A 17,136-nucleotide genomic window follows, 5' to 3' on the forward strand; every position below is an offset into this window, starting at 1 on the left:
GACGCCTACTCGATTCGGTCGTAACTCAGCGCAAGAGAACGTCGGCGCCCGCAGGCATTGCGTCGACCGGCCACCAACGCAGATCGGTGGACTCACTGCTGCGGACCGGCACTGCCCCCGCCGGCGCGATGATCCGGAACAGCAGGTCCAAATGCCTGGTAGGCGCACCAAGCGAGCAGACGATAGAGTGCGCCTGGGCGCCATACAGTTCGGGCACCAACCGAAGACCCGTGATCCCAGACTCTTCCGTCGCTTCGCGCAATGCCGCATCGACGACCGTGTCGTCATGCTCCTCGCAGTGCCCGCCGAGCTGGATCCACCGGCCCACGCGCGGATGCAAAGTCAGCAATACTTCACGTCCATCATGCGAAAAGACCACTGCCGAGGCGGTGATATGCCCTGGCGCGTGCTCACGCAGGCACCCACGTGGTGCCGAGCCGAGGAATGCCAATATCGCTTCGCGTAACGATTGATCCGCATCGGTGTCCGGACGCCATGTTTCGAGCAAATCCGTCGCCGAGGCATGCAGCGACTCGACGCTCACCGATTGCCTCCCCCCGCAGCGAACGAACCAGAACCGAGCGCCCTCACAGCTCGACCAGCCAGGAACCGGCGTCAGGTACCGGCCTCGGACTCAGCTCTTCCAGCGGATACCCGATGGCGATAGCACCCAAGGGGTTCCAATCACCAGCCAACCCGAGGATCTCTCGGGTGAGTTCCGGCGCGAAGATAGTCGACCCGATCCAACAACTGCCGAGCCCTTCTGTGGCCAGCGCGACGAGCAGACCCTGCACAGCAGCGCCTACCGCGACGGTGAACATGGTGCGCTCGCTGGCACGCCTGCGCTCATCCGGATAGTCGTGTGCGCCGTCCGGCACACAGAACGGGATGACTACTTCTGGGGCATCGAACAGGATTCGGCCGCGAGCCACGCGACGCTCTATCCGTTCCGGCGCAAGCCCGTCAGCGGCGAGATCGGCACGCCACTGCTGCGCCATCGCCTCCAACAGCCGTGTGCGTAAGCCCGGCTCACGTAGCCAAACGAACCGCACCGGCCGGGTGTGGTGCGGTGCGGGCGCGGTCAACGCGACGGACACCGCGGCCCGGATTCGCTCTGGATCCACCGGGGTATCGGCGAACTGTCGGATCGAGCGACGCAACAGGACCGCCTCGCGCCGCCCTTGTTCGATGGCCTCGGCGGTGCCCAGCCAGAACAGGTCCTCAGCGCCACCCCGAAGCAGATCAGTGGCAGTGGACCCATCGTCGACAATCGACAGCCCACGCACCACCGCGACCGGCACGCCACTGAGTTTGCCTTTCACCAGGTCCGCGGCGGCAGCCAGCTCATCGGCCACGGCGACCTGGGTGACATACAGCTCATTACCCTGGGCATCGACTGTGCCAGCGTAATCGTGCAGCACTCGCAACCCCGCCGCACCGACTGCCGCGTCGGTCTGCCCATGACGCCAGGCGCGGCCCATAGTGTCGGTAACGATCACCGCTATTGACACGCCCAACCTTTCGGCCAGCGCGGCGCGCAACGCTTCGGCACTGGCGTCCGGGTCGGTCGGCAGCAGAACCAGTTCGCCCCGTTCGACATTCGAGCCGTCGACTCCGGAAGCCGCCTGCACGATGCCGAGCTTGTTCTCCGTGATCAGGGTGCGGCCCTTGCGCGCGAGCACCCGCACCGACTCCAGATCGACGAGCCTGCGCCGCGCGATATCGCGTTCTTCTGGATCCAGCGGCGCGTGCACGATCCGCCCCTCGGACTTGGCGACGATCTTGCTGGTGATCACGAGCACGTCACCATCAGCCAGCCAGGGCGCACACCGTGCGATGTGTCCGGCGAGATCGTCACCGGGCCGGAATTCCGGAAGTCCGATGACGGGCAGAATGCGCAACTCTTGCGCTGCGTGGTCGTTCGGTATGGTCACAGCTCGGCTCCAGCGAGATCCAATGCCTGACGCACCATTTGAGCGGTGGTCGGCGGGTCGGTCATCAACAGGGGCACGCTACGCACTTCGACGCCGGGCACCTCGGCGGTGTCGGTACTGTGGATCAGCCAGCCATCCAGAATTCCGGTCGCCGAGCGCGCGCCATAGTACCGGCCGATCGCTTCGGCCGAGCTCTCCACCCCGATCACCGACAAGCACTCATCGGCCATGCCACGCAATGGTTTTCCATCGATAACACCGGATACGCCGATTACCTTGGCCGCAGTAGTGCGCAGGGCACCGCGAATGCCGGGCACCGCGAGGATGGCACCGATACTCACGACAGGATTCGACGGCGCGAGCAGGACCACGTCGGCAGATTCTATGATTTCTATCACATTTGGCGCCGGCTTCGCTTCATCAGCACCAATTGTGACGAATCCATAGGTGTCGATGTCTGTGCGATACCTGACCCACCACTCCTCGAAATGGATCGCGCGCCGTTCGCCAGGGTTGTCCGGATCGGACACAACGACGTGGGTTTCACATCGATCATCAGTTGCCGGGATCAGTTTCAGGCCGGGTTGCCACCGATTACACAGCGCCTCGGTGACCACAGAGAGCCGGTAACCGGCACGTAGCATTTCAGTGCGGATCAGATGTGTGGCGATATCACGGTCCCCCAAGCCGAACCAGTCCGGCTGTGCGCGATACTTCACGAGTTCTTCCTTGACGTGCCAGGTCTCACCGGCCCGGCCCCACCCCCGCTCGACATCGATACCGCCACCAAGGGTATACATGCAGGTATCGAGGTCAGGGCAGATCCGGAGGCCGTGCATCCAAATGTCGTCACCGACGTTCACGATCGCCGACACGTCCGCCTCGGGCAGCAGTTCCCGGACACCCTGAAGAAAACGCGCGCCACCGACACCACCGACCAGGACTGCGACCCGGGGTCTGCGCGCGGTCGTGGTGTCCGTTTGTTGTCCAGTCACATCCGTACAGCCTATGCGTTGACACGACAGGTTCGATTCACTAGCAATTTGCCATCAATTTGCTACTACACTGAACAAGATCGGTTCGGAATGTGGCTGCGGATAGTAACGGAATAGCGTCGGCGGCTTGACCATCGACGCGTCCGGCGTGTCTAATCACAGTCATGTCATTCCAGCGTTCGCGCGGAAGGTCAAGGCGCGGGCAGTTTTTCGAACAGATGTTCGCATCGGGATGATGGGCTCGGAGGCGTCCGCGGGACAACGTCGCGGGGTATGGCCGTCGGCGCGCATGTCGGTCCGACGGAAAGAATCATTCTGCGCTAACACACAGTGAGGAGGCGGAGCGATGGCCAACGAGATGGTCTCGCCGACCGATTCCACAGCAGGCGCAGCACGTGGCGTCTGCGCAGACAACGACCAGAAGGGCGAGGAGGGGGGTGACGGAGTCGCGGCCCCTCCGCTCAGCCTGGTCGTGGTCGGCTTCGACGAAATGTTCGACTCCATCGAAGAACAGTGGCAGGAGCGTGCCCTGTGCGCGCAGACCGATCCGGAGGCGTTCTTCCCAGAGAAGGGCGGCTCGACCCGCGAGGCTAAACGGATCTGCATGGGCTGCGAGGTACGCGACGAATGTCTGGAATACGCGCTCGCGCACGATGAACGCTTCGGCATCTGGGGTGGACTCTCCGAACGGGAGCGCCGCAGACTCAAGCGCGGCATCGGCTGACAGACATACGCGTGCGCTCGGAGTCGCCCTGGCGGGGCGGACGGCTCCGAGCGCACGCGACATGACTCGACCGGATCTCCCGACTCGATACGGACAGCTCGGGCGACTTGGCCTAGGTTCTGTGCTGTGGCACGTTCCCGTAAGCGCCGACCACCGACTGCACGATCCGTGACCCGCCGCGGCCACGGGGTACGCGGCCCGATGCTGCCGCCTACCGTGCCGGCATGGCGAACCCGAGGCCAGAAGTTCGATCGACTGGTGCTGGAGGCGTTCGCACCGCTGGACACTCGCTGGCACGACCGGCTCACCAAACTCGATATCGCCGTCGACGATGTGCCTAAGATACGTCCGCTGCACCCGGATTCGGTCACCTGGCCGGACGAGGTGGTCGCCGATGGTCCGGTACCGCTGTCTCGGCTCATCCCGGCCGGCGTCGACCGGCACGGCACAGCTACCCGCGCGCGGGTAGTGCTGTTCCGCAAGCCACTCGAACTGCGTGCGGGCGATCCTGAGGATCTACTCGATCTGCTGCGCGAGGTGCTGGTCCAGCAAGTCGCGACCTACCTCGGCGTGGACCCCGACGTGATCGATCCGGAGGCCGGATGAGCACAGACCGATGATTCTTCGAGCGTGTCTGTCCCCATCGACGCGCCGGGGCGGCTACTCTCATCGGCGTGATCCCCATGCGTCGTTGCTGCCGACCGGGCTGCAAGAATCCGGCTGTCGCGACGCTCACCTATGTGTACTCGGATTCGACAGCGGTGGTCGGACCACTCGCGACAGTCGCCGAACCGCATTCCTGGGATCTCTGCGATACGCACGGCTCACGTATCACCGCACCGAAGGGCTGGGAACTGGTTCGCCACGAAGGCGGATTCTCCTCCAGCACACCGGATGACGACGATCTGACCGCGCTCGCCGAAGCTGTGCGGGAGGCAGGGCTGCGCCGCAGGCCGCCCGAACGCGACCAGCGCGGCTACCGGGACTACGCGCCCCCGCCCCGCACCGGCCGCACCGGCCGTCGCGGCCATCTGCGCGTTCTTCCCGACCCCCCATCCTGATCCGGACCGGGACGGTGTCGGACCGGCCCAGCGCAACCACTAGGGTGTTGGGCATGACAGTCGCCCGCTCCGCCGAGTTCGTAAACGCGGTGATCAAGGCTTACGACGTTCGCGGCGTGGTCGGTGAGCAGATCGACGCGGAATTCGTCGAGGATATCGGTGCGTCCTTCGCCCGGCTGATGGGCGCGGAAGGCGCGGACCGGATCGTCATCGGACACGATATGCGGGACTCCTCACCCGAACTGTCGGCCGCCTTCGCCGACGGCGTGCTCGGTCAGGGGCTCGACGTGGTGCGTATCGGCCTCGCCTCGACCGACCAGTTGTATTTCGCCTCCGGTCATTTGGACTGTCCAGGTGCCATGTTCACCGCGAGCCACAACCCGGCCCGCTATAACGGCATCAAGATGTGCCGGGCCAAAGCTCTTCCTGTCGGCCAGGACACCGGCCTGGCCACCATCAAAAACGAATTGGTCGTAGGCGTGCCCGCGTACACGGGCACGCGCGGTACCGCGACAGAACTCGATCTGCTCGCCGATTACGCGACCTTCCTGCACAGCCTGGTGGATCTCGGCGATATCCGTCCGCTCACCATCGCCGTGGACGCAGGCAACGGCATGGGAGGACACACCGTGCCCGCAGTACTCGGATCACTGCCGCGGGTGACCATCGCTCCACTATATTTCGAGCTGGACGGCAGTTTCCCGAACCATGAGGCCAACCCGCTCGATCCAGCGAACCTGGTGGATCTGCAAAAGCTTGTCCGCGATACAGGCGCAGACATCGGTCTCGCCTTCGACGGTGACGCGGATCGTTGCTTCGTGGTCGACCAGAACGGCGACCCCGTATCACCGTCGGCGATCACCGCCCTGGTCGCCGAGCGAGAGCTCGCCGAAGAGCCCGGCGCGGTGATCATCCACAACCTGATCACGTCGCGCGCGGTACCCGAGCTGGTGCACGAGCTAGGCGGAACTCCGGTGCGCACCCGAGTCGGCCACTCGTTCATCAAGCAGGAGATGGCCGCCACCGGTGCCGTCTTCGGCGGCGAGCATTCCGCGCACTACTACTTCCGAAACTTTTGGGGCGCCGACTCCGGTATGCTCGCGGCGCTGCACGTATTGGCCGCACTCGGCGAGAAAGCCAGGCCGATGTCGGAACTGGTGTCGTCGTATACCACCTACGCGGCCTCCGGCGAGATCAACTCCACCGTGTCCGATCCCCGCGAGCGGATGATGGCCGTGGTCGAAGCGTTTACCGACCGGGCGCACTCGGTGGACCGGTTGGACGGGGTAACGGTACAACTGGCCGACAATGCCTGGTTCAATCTGCGCGCATCGAATACCGAGCCGCTGCTCAGGTTGAACGTCGAGGCGCGATCGGCGGGGGAAGTAGACGCACTCGTGACCGAGATCCTCAGCACCGTGCGCCCCTGACTGGAATAGTGGAATCACAGGCCTTGGATTCACCCGGCTCCGGCACGGTCCGGCAGTCGAACCGGGTGGGCACGGGAGCGGCAGAAACGATACAACGCGATGAGGGGAGGTGGAACGCCCGATGATCGCTGGAACACCGGTGCTCGACCTCGACGATGCCGCTTCACTCGAAGCAGCTGACGCTGGCGGCGCCCTGCGTTCGGCCGCCTCCGGTGGCGCCCAGGTGCGCGCTACCGCGGCAGCCGTCGGTGAGGACGCATTGGCTCATCTGGCCAATCTTCGGCCACGCAGCGTGGTGCTGGTCTCTGGTTCCGGACGCGCCGCTCGTGCTGCCGGACTCCTGGTCGCCGCTCTCAGTGATCAGGCGGGCCTGCCTGTCGTCCCCGTCACCGCGCTGCCGCCCTGGGTGGGCCCGCTGGATGTCGTGCTGGTCTCCGGCGACGACGCGGGCGACCCGAGGCTGATCGACGCCGTGGACCGGGCGCTTCGCCGGGGCGCCGAAGTGGTGGTCGCGGCACCGCATGAAGGGCCGCTGCGTGCTATTACGGCCGGGCGCGCTGCTCTGCTGGAACCCAGAGTGCAGGTACTCGGGCGCAACCGCCTCCTACGTTTTCTGGCCGCCGGAATCGCGGTGTTGCGCGCGGTCGACCCTGTGCGTACCGGCATCGCCGTCCCAGAGCTCACCGAACTGGCCGACATCCTGGATGCGGAGGCACTGCGCGACGGTCCGCGTAACGAGGTCTTCCACAATCCCGCCAAAACGTTGGCCGCGCGTATGCAACAGCGCAGCGTAATACTCGCGGGTGATTCCCCGGCCGCCACCATACTGGCCGGACACGGCACCGAGGTACTGCTACAGTCCGCGGGCAGGGTGGCCACCGCGGTGGACCTCACCGAAGCCATCGCAGCGAAGGATCGCCTTGCTGAGGCGGCAGGCGAATCCGCGCCCGATTTCGATCCGCTGTTCCACGACGAAGAACTCGACGGCCCCGCTCCTGTGGAGCGTGTCCAGGTATTCGTGCTCAGTGCTGATCACGATCGGACCGCCGCACGCCGCCGTATCGCCGTCTTCGACGGGGGCCGGGCCGGGCTGGTGGACGCCGATCTGATCAATGCCGATGTAGATCTGCTGGACACCGAGATCACCGATTCCGCTCCGGCCTCCGGAGCGGAATCCGCACCCGAGCACGGCACCGAGCTCGAACAACTCGCCGTACTCGCGCTGCGACTCGAGATGGCCGCCGCCTATCTGCAGCTGATCGGCTTCGGCGCTACTACAGCTGACAACCAAGGGCAGTACGGGAGAAATTACTAGTGCACGAACTCGTTGGTACGCTGCGCTCGTACGCTTGGGGCTCGCGCACCGCGCTCGCTCAATTGTGCGGCCGACCGGTACCCTCCGCTCATCCCGAAGCCGAGCTTTGGTTCGGTGCCCACCCCGCCGACCCCGCGTATGTGCACATCGGTGACCGCGCCGTCTCCCTCGCGGAGTTGATCGCCGCCGACCCGGAACGTGAACTGGGCGCCACTGCAACGGAATTCGGTGGCAAACTACCCTTCCTACTCAAAATTCTGGCGGCCGAGGAGCCGCTGTCGCTGCAGGCGCACCCGAGCATGGCGCAAGCCGAGGCCGGGTTCGAGCGAGAAGAACATGCCAAGGTGCCCTTGGCATCGCCGCTACGCAATTATCGCGACAGGAACCACAAGCCCGAATTGGTCGTCGCACTGAACCGATTCGAGGCACTGGCCGGTTTCCGCGACCCTCGCCGCACGGTCGAATTGCTCCGCACGCTGGCCGTGGAAAAATTGAGTTCCTACATCGATCTGCTTGCCGCGCAACCCGATTCGGCGGGACTGCGCGCCTTGTTCACCACCTGGATCACGCTGCCGCAGCACGTGCTGGCCACATTGCTGCCCGCGGTACTCGACGGTTGTGTGCGCTATCTGTCCAGGACGAGCACACGTGAGTTCGCTGCCGAGGCCCGCACCACACTCGAACTCGCCGAAGCCTATCCGGGTGACGCGGGTGTGATCGCGTCGCTACTGCTGAACCGGATAACGCTGGAACCGGGACAAGGACTGTTCCTCGCGGCCGGAAACCTCCATGCCTATCTGCACGGGCTCGGTGTAGAGATCATGGCCAACTCCGATAACGTGCTGCGCGGCGGTCTCACCCCGAAACATGTCGATGTGCCGGAACTGCTGCGAGTGCTGGACTTCGAACCGATCGACCTGCCCGTCGCACTGCCGGAGCCCGCAGGTGATGGGTCGGTGCGCTATCGCACTCCGGTGCCGGAATTCACGTTACGTCGCTTCGATCTCGTCGCCGGCTCTGCCCAGGTCCCGCTGACCACAGCAGGACCGGGCATCGTGTTGTGCACCATGGGAACGGTGCGCCTGCTGCGAAACGACTCCTCACTTGTACTCACCCGCGGCGGTGCCGCCTGGCTTTCCGCTGCCGACACCGATATCCGCGCTCGAGCGGTGGATGGCGAAGTCCAGCTGTTCTGTGCCTGTGTCGGTACGGATTTCTGACCGGCGGCGAGATAGCGGGTAGCTCCTCCGACGCCGAGTGCCGCTGCCATACTCTGTTCGCGGTGACTCGAGCAGAGAGGACATACTGCCATGTCGGCTGGTGGTGGCAAGAAGGCGATCATCGCGGCGCTGACCGCGAACGCGGGAATCGCTGTGGCGAAGTTCGTCGGCGCGGCGATCACCGGCTCGGCATCGATGTTCGCCGAGGCGGTGCACTCGGTGGCCGATACCGGCAATCAGGGATTGCTGCTTCTCGGACAGCGTCGCGCCGAAAAGGAGGCGGATGAACTGCACCCGTTCGGGTATGCGCGCAGTCGCTATTTCTATTCGTTCATCGTGGCGCTGGTGTTGTTTACGCTCGGCTCCGGTTATGCCCTCTACGAAGGCTTCCACAAGATCCGACATCCGGCGCAATTGAGTTCCCCCATAATCGCGATCGTCATCCTGGTGATCGCGATCGGATTGGAAACCTACAGCTTCATGACAGCAGTGCGCGAGTCCGCGGCGGTGAAGGGTGACGCGAGCTGGTGGCGGTTCATCCGCAATTCGCGCAGCCCAGAACTTCCGGTGGTACTACTGGAAGACACCGGCGCGCTGATCGGTCTGATCTTCGCGCTCGCGGGCGTCGGGCTGACTATGCTCACCGGTGACCCGGTCTGGGACGGCATCGGCACCCTGGCCATCGGCGGGCTGCTCGGTGTTATCGCCATTGTGTTGATCGTGGAAATGCAGAGTCTACTGATCGGTGAGGGCGCCACGACCGAAGAGAACCAGCTGATTCGCATGAATATGGTCGACGACAACCGCATCGATCGGGTGATCCACCTCAAAACCCAATACCTCGGCCCGGAGGAGCTGCTCGTGGCGGCGAAGGTCGGCGTGGTACCCGGCCTGGATATCGCCGCGATCGCGCGCGCCATCGATGACGCCGAGTCCCGTGTCCGTACTGCCGTCCCCGCCGCGCGTGTCATCTATCTCGAACCCGATCTCTATCGCGTCGAACCCGCCGAGAGTTAGGGCCGTCCCGCCGTTCACGCAAGGACGGTGTCACGCGAGGCCGGCGTCGCGGCCCTTGCGAAGCGCTTCGGCGCAGCCGAACGCAGAAGATCGAACGGATCAGCGGTGATGGCGAAGCGGTCGCGCAAGGCATGGCGAGCCGCGTGCAAGCCACACATACCATGCACACCGGGACCTGGCGGGGTAGCCGAAGAGCACAGGTAGACACCGGGAATCGGAGTGGCATAGGGATTCCAGCGTGCGATGGGACGGAAGGCGAACTGGCGCAGGGTCATCGCACCTGCGGCGATGTCGCCACCGAGGTAGTTGGCATTGTGCGTGGGCATTTCGGCCGCCGTATAGACATTGGCGGCTACGATCACGTCGCGGAAACCCGGCGCGAAGCGCTCCACTTGGGCAACCACGTCCGTACTGACGTCGCGAGTGGAGCCGTTCGGCACGTGGGCGTAGGTGTAGAAGGTGTGACTGCCCGCCGGCGCGCGCGTGGAGTCGACCACACCAGGCTGGATGGCCAGCACATAAGGTCGTATAGCGTGTTGTCCTGCGGCGACGGCGTGTTCGGCCGCCATGGCTTCGGCGCGGGTGCCGATCACATGCACGGTTCCGGCCGCCGCGCACCCATCAGCCTGCCACGGCACCGGTTCGGAGAGCGCGAAATCGACCTTGCATACCGCACCGCCATACTGAAAACGCCGCAGTCGCCGCACATAACGTGTGGGCAATCGGTGCTCGGCGATGCGAAGCAGTTCAGCGGGAGCCAGGTCGAGCAGGACGGCGCGGGCGGTAGTGAACTCGTCCAGCGAGTCGACCCGGTGCCCGGTGTGCACTCGGCCACCGAGGCGCTCCAGTTCGGCGATCAGCGCGTCGGGAATCGCCTGGCTCCCGCCTCTCGGTATGACCCAGCCACCGGCATGGGCGAGCGTGCCGAGCAGCAGCCCAGCGCCCGCGGCTGTGAGCGTACGCGGTGAGACGATCGCGTGGGCGGCGATACCGGTCAGCAGAGCGGGTGCACGCTGTTCGCGAAACCTGACGTCCCACAGCGGCGAGCCCTGCTCGCAGGTGCGCAACCCGAATCGGATCGCGGTCACCGCCCCGGAAGGCAGACGGCGCAGATCCGACATCGCGACCTCGACCACGTCCGGCCAGTGCCGCACCAGCGGTTCGAACAGCGCACGCCAGACCGGGCCGTCGCGGCCGAGGCCCTCGACCGTGCGGTTCAGATCCCGCCAAGCCAGTCCCGCGTCACCGCCATCCAGCGGATGGGCATAGGACATTTGCGGCGCCAGCAGCTCGACACCGTGCGCGGCCAAGTCGAACGCGCGAAAAACAGGTGATGCCGCCGCCATCGGGTGCGCGCCCGCGCATACATCGTGCCGGTATCCCGGCAAAGTCAGTTCGGCTGTACGTGACCCACCCCCAGCCGTCGGCTCGGCCTCGTAGACTTCTACAGCCAACCCCGCCCTGGCCAGAATCACCGCGGCAGTGAGCCCGTTCGGTCCGGAACCGACCACCACCACATCAGCCATACTCCTACGCTACCGACCCGATCGACGCACCGCCGGTTGTGGACTGCTCGGCGCGGACGGCGTCTGGGTCTCGTGGTCGTCGACCATGGTCCGCTCGTCGAAAGGCAGCTTACGATCGAGCACGTCGCGCGCCCGGTCCATATCGATGGTCTTGGTCCAGACGCCGACCAGCATCGTCGCCACCGCATTGCCGGAGAAGTTGGTCAACGCTCTAGCCTCCGACATGAAGCGATCGATACCGACGATCAGACCGACGCCGTCGAGCAATTGAGGCCGGTGACTCTGCAACCCGCCCGCCAAGGTGGCCAATCCCGCGCCGGTGACGCCCGCTGCTCCCTTGGACGCGATGATCATGAACAGCAGCAGGCTGAACTGTTCACCCAAGGCCAGCGGCTGGCCCATCGCATCGGCGATGAACAACGACGCCATGGTCAGATAGATGGCGGTACCGTCCAGGTTGAAGGAATACCCGGTCGGCACGACAACACCCACCGTGGTGCGCGCCACCCCTAGGTGGTCCATCTTGGCGATCAGTCGAGGCAACGCTGATTCCGAGGACGAAGTCGCGACGATCAGCAGGTATTCCCGCGCCAAGTAGCGGACCAGCTTGAGGATCGACACCTGCGCGACTATCCACAGCAGCACGCCGAGCACGCCGAAGACGAACACCAGGCAGGTCAGATAGAACGCGAACATCAGCGCGCCCAATTCCACCACCGCTCTCAGGCCGGTCGTGCCGACCACATTCGCAATCGCACCGAACGCCCCGATCGGCGCCAGCCACAGGATCATCGCCAAAATCCGGAATACGAGTTTCTGTATCAGTGCCACGCCGCGCACGATCGGCTCGCCCGCCGACCCCATGGCCTGTACCGCGAAACCGGTCACCAGCGCGATGAACAGCGCTTGCAGGACGTTGCCTGTGGTGAGCGAAGACAGCAACGTCGAGGGGACGATGTGCTGGATGAAGCTCCAGGTGCCACCCGCACTGTGCGCCGTGGCTGCCAGATCGCGACCGGCTGTGGCGGATGTGGTGATGTGCAGACCGGTACCCGGGTGTAGCAAGTTGCCGACAAGCAGGCCGATCCCGAGCGCAATGGTCGACATGACCATGAAATAACCCACGGCCATACTGCCGACCTTGCCGACCGTGGCCGCGGCACGCACCGAGCCGATCCCGAGCACGATGGTGCAAAAGATGACGGGCGCGATCATCATCTTGATCAAGGAGACGAAGATGGTCCCGAGCGAGCCGAGCCCCTGCCCGATGCCAGGTGCCAGCCAGCCGACCAGGATGCCAGCGAATACTGCCACAAGGACAGCCAGGTAGAGCCAATGCGTGCGGTCACGCCGCACGCTGGTCGAGTCACTCATATTTAGGATTCCCTTCGAAAATATCGGAGTGGGCTGTCGCATGTTTCTCAGGCAGAATGATGTGCGGCCGGGGTGATCCCAGTCACTGTTTGTTGCATAACGTTCAGCGAAGGAAGAGTTTGTGAGAAAGCAGCGACTCTCCCTCGCCACGCAGGCATTCGCCCTTCACTTGGCTGTGCTGGTGGTGATGGTTGTGATCGGTGTGCTGCTGGCAGTCTTGAACGCCAAGCACGACAGTGACCGCGCCACCACCAACGAGGTCATCGACGTCGCGGTGAGCGTGGCCCAAGCGCCCTCCACCATAGAAGCGATCCGCAGCGCTGACCCCTCGGCCGTGCTGCAGCCGATGACCGAACGGATCCGGCATGCGACCGGCATGGACTTCATCGTGATCATGGCACCGGATCGGACCCGCTATACGCACACCGATCCCGCACTGATCGGACTGCCGTTCCGGGGCACTATCGATCGCGCTTTGGCCGGCGAGACGTTCACCGAGACCTATACCGGCCCCCTCGGTCCCTCCATCCGAGCGGTCACTCCGGTCCATGCCGATGGGAAAACCATCGCCTTGGTCTCTGCGGGAGTGACCGGCGCGAAGGTCAGCGATCGAGTCGCCGCCGAGTTTCCGCCGATCCTCGGCGCCGCGGCCGCGGGACTGCTGCTGGCGACCGTGGGTTCGTTTCTGCTGAGTCGCAGGCTGCGGCGACAGACCCACGGCCTGGCGCCCGACGAGCTGCGCGCGATGTACGAGCACCACGACGCCGTGCTGCACTCGATCCAGGAAGGACTGGTGGTGTTCGGATCAACTGGTACCACCGCCGAAGTGGTCAACGACGAGGCACGCCGCCTGCTCGATCTTCCCCCTGGCCCAGTCCAGCACGACGATCTTCCGCCGTCATTGCAACGGAGGAGCACAAACACCGTCCGCGACGAGATGCATGTGACCAACGATCGCATCCTGCTGGTCAATCAGGACACCGTGGTACGTGCCGGCCGACCGATCGGCACAGTGATGACGATTCGCGACCATACCGAATTGCAGGCAGTGCTGGGTGAACTCGATTCGGTACGCAGCTTCGCTGAGTCACTACAAGCACAGGCGCACGAGTCCGCGAACCGACTACACACCGTCATCACCATGGTCGAATTGGGCCGAGTCCAAGAAGCCGTCGAATTCGCCATCGCCGAACTCCAGCTGTCCCAAGCGCTGATCGATCGGCTCTTCGCCGCAGTAGGCGTGCCCGCGCTTGCCGCCTTGCTCCTGGGCAAAGTGAATCAAGCGGCTGAACGCGGTATCGAGCTGACGATCACCGACGACACCGCACTCGACTCGGTAGCTCCGCTGTCCACACGGGAAACCGTAACGCTGGTCGGCAATCTGATCGATAACGCGATCGACGCGGCGTCGAACAACTCCTCCGGTTGGGTGGAAGTCACCCTGCGACATCAACAAGCGAGCGTCGAGACCGCACGCGGAGCCCCGGTGCTGCTCGCCCGAATCGCCGACAGCGGGCCCGGTATGTCGCAGGAGGCGTTCACCCGCGCGATCCAGCGCGGCTATTCCACCAAAGCCGAGCATCAAGGACTCGGTCTCGCATTGGTCCATCGTCTGGTGACCCGCCACGGCGGAACTATCCATACCCGACAGGACCCTGAAAGCACGGTGACCGTGACGATTCCGCAGAAGGGCACACCATGATTCGAGTATTAATCGTCGAGGACGAACCACTGATCGCCGAGGCGCACCGTGCCTACCTGGAGCGAATCGAGGGATTCACTACTATCGGTGTGGCTCATACCGGATGCGCGGCGATACGCGCGGCGACCGAGAACACCCCTGTCGACCTGGTACTGCTGGATATCGGCCTGCCGGACATGAGCGGCCTCGAGCTCGCCGCCTCGCTGTCAGGCCTGACGCCACGACCGGACATCATCGCGATCACTTCCGCACGTGGCCTCACCATGGTGCGCGCTGCTGTATCGCAGGGCGTCATGCTGTATCTGTTGAAACCGTTCACTTTCGCCGCGTTTCGCGACAAGCTGGATCGATACCGCGAGTTCCACACGGCACTCCCGCAGGGCGAGACCGCAGTGTCTCAGCACGATATCGACCGGGCACTGAGCGCACTGCGTACCCCCGACCAGCGCACCGCGACCCCAAAAGGATTTGTGCCGCAAACCCTCGACACGATCGCCCGCACAGTACGCACCGCGCAGTGCACTGGCGTCACTGCTGCCGATACCGCGACATCGATCGGGGTCTCCCGGATCACCGCATGGCGTTACCTGGAGAAACTCGCCGAAGACGGCCTGCTCATCCGGCGCTCGGATTACGGCGGAGCGGGCAGGCCGAAGACCCGCTATCTCTGGAAGAGCACGCTGACCGGCTGATCAGACCGCTACTTGTTGCAACACGGGCGTCTCGGAACCCAGCCGGACCGGCATCCGCTGGTAACCGCGCAGGGTGTATAGCACGCGCCGCTGGAATGGGCCGTCCAGACGCAAGCCAGGGAACCGCTCGAACAGGGCCTGCAACGCATAGCTGCCCTCCATCCTGGCCAGACTAGCACCCAGACACGAGTGCACACCGCTGCTGAAGGACAGATGGTCCTTGGCGTTGCCGCGCTCGACATCGAAGCGCAACGGGTCGGTGAATACCGCGGGATCACGATTGGCGCCGGCCAGCGACAGCACTACCGTGCTGCCTTTGCGTATCCTGGTGCCGCCGATCTCCACGTCGGTCAACGCAGTTCGCGCGGTGGCCTGCACCGGAGAGTCGAAACGCAAGATCTCCTCGATCGCGTTGGGCCACAGCTGCGGCTCGGCGCGCAACCGCGCCAACTGGTCTGGATGCGCCAGCAACTGGCCGACGCCGTTGCCGATCAGGTTGACCGTCGTCTCGAAACCCGCGCCCATGAGCAGGCTTGCGGTGGCTTTGAGCTCGTAGGAGTCCAGCTCGCCCGAGGTGATCAGACTACTGAGGATGTCCTCACCCGGTTCACGGCGTAGCCGTTCGATATGCCGGTCGAGGTATGCGTCCATCGCCTCCATGGACAGCAGCGCCGTGCGGTACGGTCGCCATGGAACACCGATATCCAGCAATCGCGTCATCCGATCACCCCATTCGAGGAACATCGGAGTGTCCTCGTCCGGGAACCCCAACATCTGCGAGATGATCGCGATCGGCATCTGAGCAGCGAAAGATTGGATCAGCTCGGTCGAACCGCCCACAGGTAGCGCACTCAGCAGTTCCTCGGTGACCGTCTCGACGCGATCGCGCAACCTGCGGATGGCGCGCGGAGTGAACGCCGAGGCGACCGGTTTGCGCATCAGCGTATGTTCCGGCGGATCGAGCACCAGCATCGACGGCGGATCGACCGGATTCGGCGGGAGCGGGAACCGCCCAACGAGTCGCCGGAGTGGTTCGGGCGTATTGAAACCATCGATAGTGCGCACGATAGTGCGCACACCGAAACGGTTGTCGCGCAAGATGGCGCGACACAGTTCGTAGTCGAAAGTCGCCCACGCGATCGGGGTACGCAGCAGGTCGGCCTTCCCACGCAACTGCTCGATCAAAGGGTAGGGCGCCATGCAGCCGAGGGGCCCGCCCATCAACTCGGCGAACGGATCGCCGCGGCGGGCCTGGGTACGTAAGAGCAAGCCAGGCGCCCCCTGCGTCAACAACCAGTGAAACCAATAACGTGTCTTCATCGTTGACCCCGTCGTAGCGCGATGCCTCCACGGTACGGAACTTCACCGATCTGTGGAATGCCCTCTGGTCGGATTCGTTTCTCCTACCCAGGTAGGATCCGGCTCAGCCGCGTCGCACAGTCACCCGCTCGGAAGTGATGTGCCGATCACACAGCACTGGATCAGGATTAGCCACCTGTACCAGCGAAGCTCCTGGAGTCAGTACTGCGAGATATCCGTCGATCAACTCGTCGGGAGTGTCCCACGACGTGCTGGACAACACTCGATCGCCCACACTGATGCCTTGGCGCACAGCCGATTTCCTTGCCTCGGCGAGCACAGTGGCGACCGGCATGCCCGCCAGCGCCGCACCGGTGCCGCGCGGCAGGAAGTGATCGCCGTGCATCCGTACCGACGTGGCGAAATCAGTGATGCCCACCGGCAAGTCCCGTACCGGCCCCCCCATGGCGTCCAGCGACAATGCCACGATTTCGCCGACTCCCTCGATCTCGTCCAGCCTGTCGACAGTAGCCAAGTGCACGTCGGCGTCCTGATCGGGATGCAAGACCACCTCGGTCCCCGCCCACCAGCAGCCGAGCAGCACCGCGGCGGTCTGCCAATGCGCGGGTAGCAGCACAGCGACCCGCGCTCCAGGGCTCAGGCCGAACTCGTCACGAAACAGATTGGCGGTCTTGGCTGCCCAGTTCGCCAGCGTCAGGCCGGACAGTTCGATCCTTGCGCCAGTGGCGTCGTCGTAATAGGTGACACGCGGACCTGCGGGCTCCCTGGCGAGGATCGGATCGAGTACCGCTTCGGTGAGTGTGTGTTCCTGGTCGAAGTTACGCAT

Annotated in this window: 16 protein-coding genes; 9 read left to right on the forward strand and 7 right to left on the reverse strand. The window is 64.4% G+C overall.

Going from position 1 to position 17,136, the window contains the following annotated elements; all coding sequences use genetic code 11:
- Positions 1-25: 25 nt before the first annotated feature.
- From ACX4ZE_RS06110 to cofD, 3 genes are read right to left on the reverse strand one after another with little or no spacing between them, the layout of a single operon-like run.
- Positions 26-544 (reverse strand): NUDIX hydrolase, encoded by a 519-nt coding sequence (locus ACX4ZE_RS06110; protein WP_480272322.1) that lies wholly within the window; start codon positions 542-544, stop codon positions 26-28.
- A gap of 43 nt (positions 545-587) precedes the next feature.
- A complete protein-coding gene (locus ACX4ZE_RS06115) occupies positions 588-1,934 on the reverse strand; it encodes a coenzyme F420-0:L-glutamate ligase (RefSeq protein WP_480272323.1) in 1,347 nt (448 codons plus the stop codon).
- The gene (gene cofD / locus ACX4ZE_RS06120) at positions 1,931-2,929 is read right to left on the reverse strand and encodes a 2-phospho-L-lactate transferase (protein ID WP_480272324.1); all 999 of its coding nucleotides are present in this window, start codon (positions 2,927-2,929) and stop codon (positions 1,931-1,933) included. The genes ACX4ZE_RS06115 and cofD overlap by 4 nt, the downstream gene beginning before the upstream one ends.
- 490 nt (positions 2,930-3,419) lie before the next feature.
- Here cofD and ACX4ZE_RS06125 point away from each other — a divergent pair, with 490 nt between their 5' ends.
- The 7 genes from ACX4ZE_RS06125 to ACX4ZE_RS06155 all read left to right on the forward strand — a co-directional run bounded on the left by ACX4ZE_RS06125 (position 3,420) and on the right by ACX4ZE_RS06155 (position 9,696).
- Positions 3,420-3,653 (forward strand): WhiB family transcriptional regulator, encoded by a 234-nt coding sequence (locus ACX4ZE_RS06125; protein ID WP_028477295.1) that lies wholly within the window; start codon positions 3,420-3,422, stop codon positions 3,651-3,653.
- A gap of 201 nt (positions 3,654-3,854) precedes the next feature.
- The gene (locus ACX4ZE_RS06130; RefSeq protein ID WP_480272532.1) at positions 3,855-4,259 is read left to right on the forward strand and encodes a metallopeptidase family protein; all 405 of its coding nucleotides are present in this window, start codon (positions 3,855-3,857) and stop codon (positions 4,257-4,259) included.
- Between the two features lie 77 nt (positions 4,260-4,336).
- Positions 4,337-4,714: a DUF3499 domain-containing protein gene (locus tag ACX4ZE_RS06135; RefSeq protein ID WP_480272533.1), complete on the forward strand. Its 378-nt coding sequence runs from the start codon at positions 4,337-4,339 to the stop codon at positions 4,712-4,714.
- A gap of 53 nt (positions 4,715-4,767) precedes the next feature.
- Positions 4,768-6,144, forward strand: coding sequence for a phosphomannomutase/phosphoglucomutase (locus ACX4ZE_RS06140; protein ID WP_480272325.1), 1,377 nt, complete (start codon positions 4,768-4,770; stop codon positions 6,142-6,144).
- 121 nt (positions 6,145-6,265) lie between these two features.
- On the forward strand, positions 6,266-7,459 hold the full coding sequence (locus tag ACX4ZE_RS06145) for a tobH protein (protein ID WP_480272326.1): 1,194 nt from the start codon (positions 6,266-6,268) through the stop codon (positions 7,457-7,459).
- Positions 7,459-8,679 (forward strand): mannose-6-phosphate isomerase, class I, encoded by a 1,221-nt coding sequence (manA, locus tag ACX4ZE_RS06150; protein ID WP_480272327.1) that lies wholly within the window; start codon positions 7,459-7,461, stop codon positions 8,677-8,679. Before ACX4ZE_RS06145 ends, manA begins: the two co-directional genes overlap by 1 nt.
- Positions 8,680-8,769: 90 nt before the next feature.
- Positions 8,770-9,696 carry a cation diffusion facilitator family transporter gene (locus ACX4ZE_RS06155; protein WP_480272328.1) on the forward strand — a complete coding sequence of 309 codons (927 nt, stop codon included), beginning with the start codon at positions 8,770-8,772 and terminating at the stop codon, positions 9,694-9,696.
- Positions 9,697-9,710: 14 nt separating this feature from the next.
- On the opposite strand, the gene ACX4ZE_RS06160 is transcribed toward ACX4ZE_RS06155, so the two are convergent.
- Together ACX4ZE_RS06160 and ACX4ZE_RS06165 are read right to left on the reverse strand one after the other, a co-directional pair.
- Positions 9,711-11,222 carry a phytoene desaturase family protein gene (locus ACX4ZE_RS06160; protein ID WP_480272329.1) on the reverse strand — a complete coding sequence of 504 codons (1,512 nt, stop codon included), beginning with the start codon at positions 11,220-11,222 and terminating at the stop codon, positions 9,711-9,713.
- Positions 11,223-11,231: 9 nt separating this feature from the next.
- Complete coding sequence (locus ACX4ZE_RS06165; RefSeq protein WP_480272330.1) at positions 11,232-12,596, reverse strand: cation:dicarboxylate symporter family transporter; 1,365 nt, start codon at positions 12,594-12,596, stop codon at positions 11,232-11,234.
- A 121-nt stretch (positions 12,597-12,717) separates the two neighbouring features.
- On the opposite strand from ACX4ZE_RS06165, the gene ACX4ZE_RS06170 reads away from it, so the two are divergent.
- Positions 12,718-14,298: a sensor histidine kinase gene (locus tag ACX4ZE_RS06170; protein ID WP_480272331.1), complete on the forward strand. Its 1,581-nt coding sequence runs from the start codon at positions 12,718-12,720 to the stop codon at positions 14,296-14,298.
- Positions 14,295-14,990, forward strand: a complete 696-nt coding sequence (locus tag ACX4ZE_RS06175) for a response regulator (protein WP_480272332.1) — start codon at positions 14,295-14,297, stop codon at positions 14,988-14,990. The genes ACX4ZE_RS06170 and ACX4ZE_RS06175 overlap by 4 nt, the downstream gene beginning before the upstream one ends.
- On the opposite strand, the gene ACX4ZE_RS06180 is transcribed toward ACX4ZE_RS06175, so the two are convergent.
- A complete protein-coding gene (locus ACX4ZE_RS06180) occupies positions 14,991-16,310 on the reverse strand; it encodes a cytochrome P450 (RefSeq protein WP_480272333.1) in 1,320 nt (439 codons plus the stop codon).
- 103 nt (positions 16,311-16,413) lie between these two features.
- The gene (locus ACX4ZE_RS06185; RefSeq protein ID WP_480272334.1) at positions 16,414-17,136 is read right to left on the reverse strand and encodes a TIGR03089 family protein; all 723 of its coding nucleotides are present in this window, start codon (positions 17,134-17,136) and stop codon (positions 16,414-16,416) included.

This window comes from Nocardia sp. TBRC8007, from assembly GCF_056629435.1.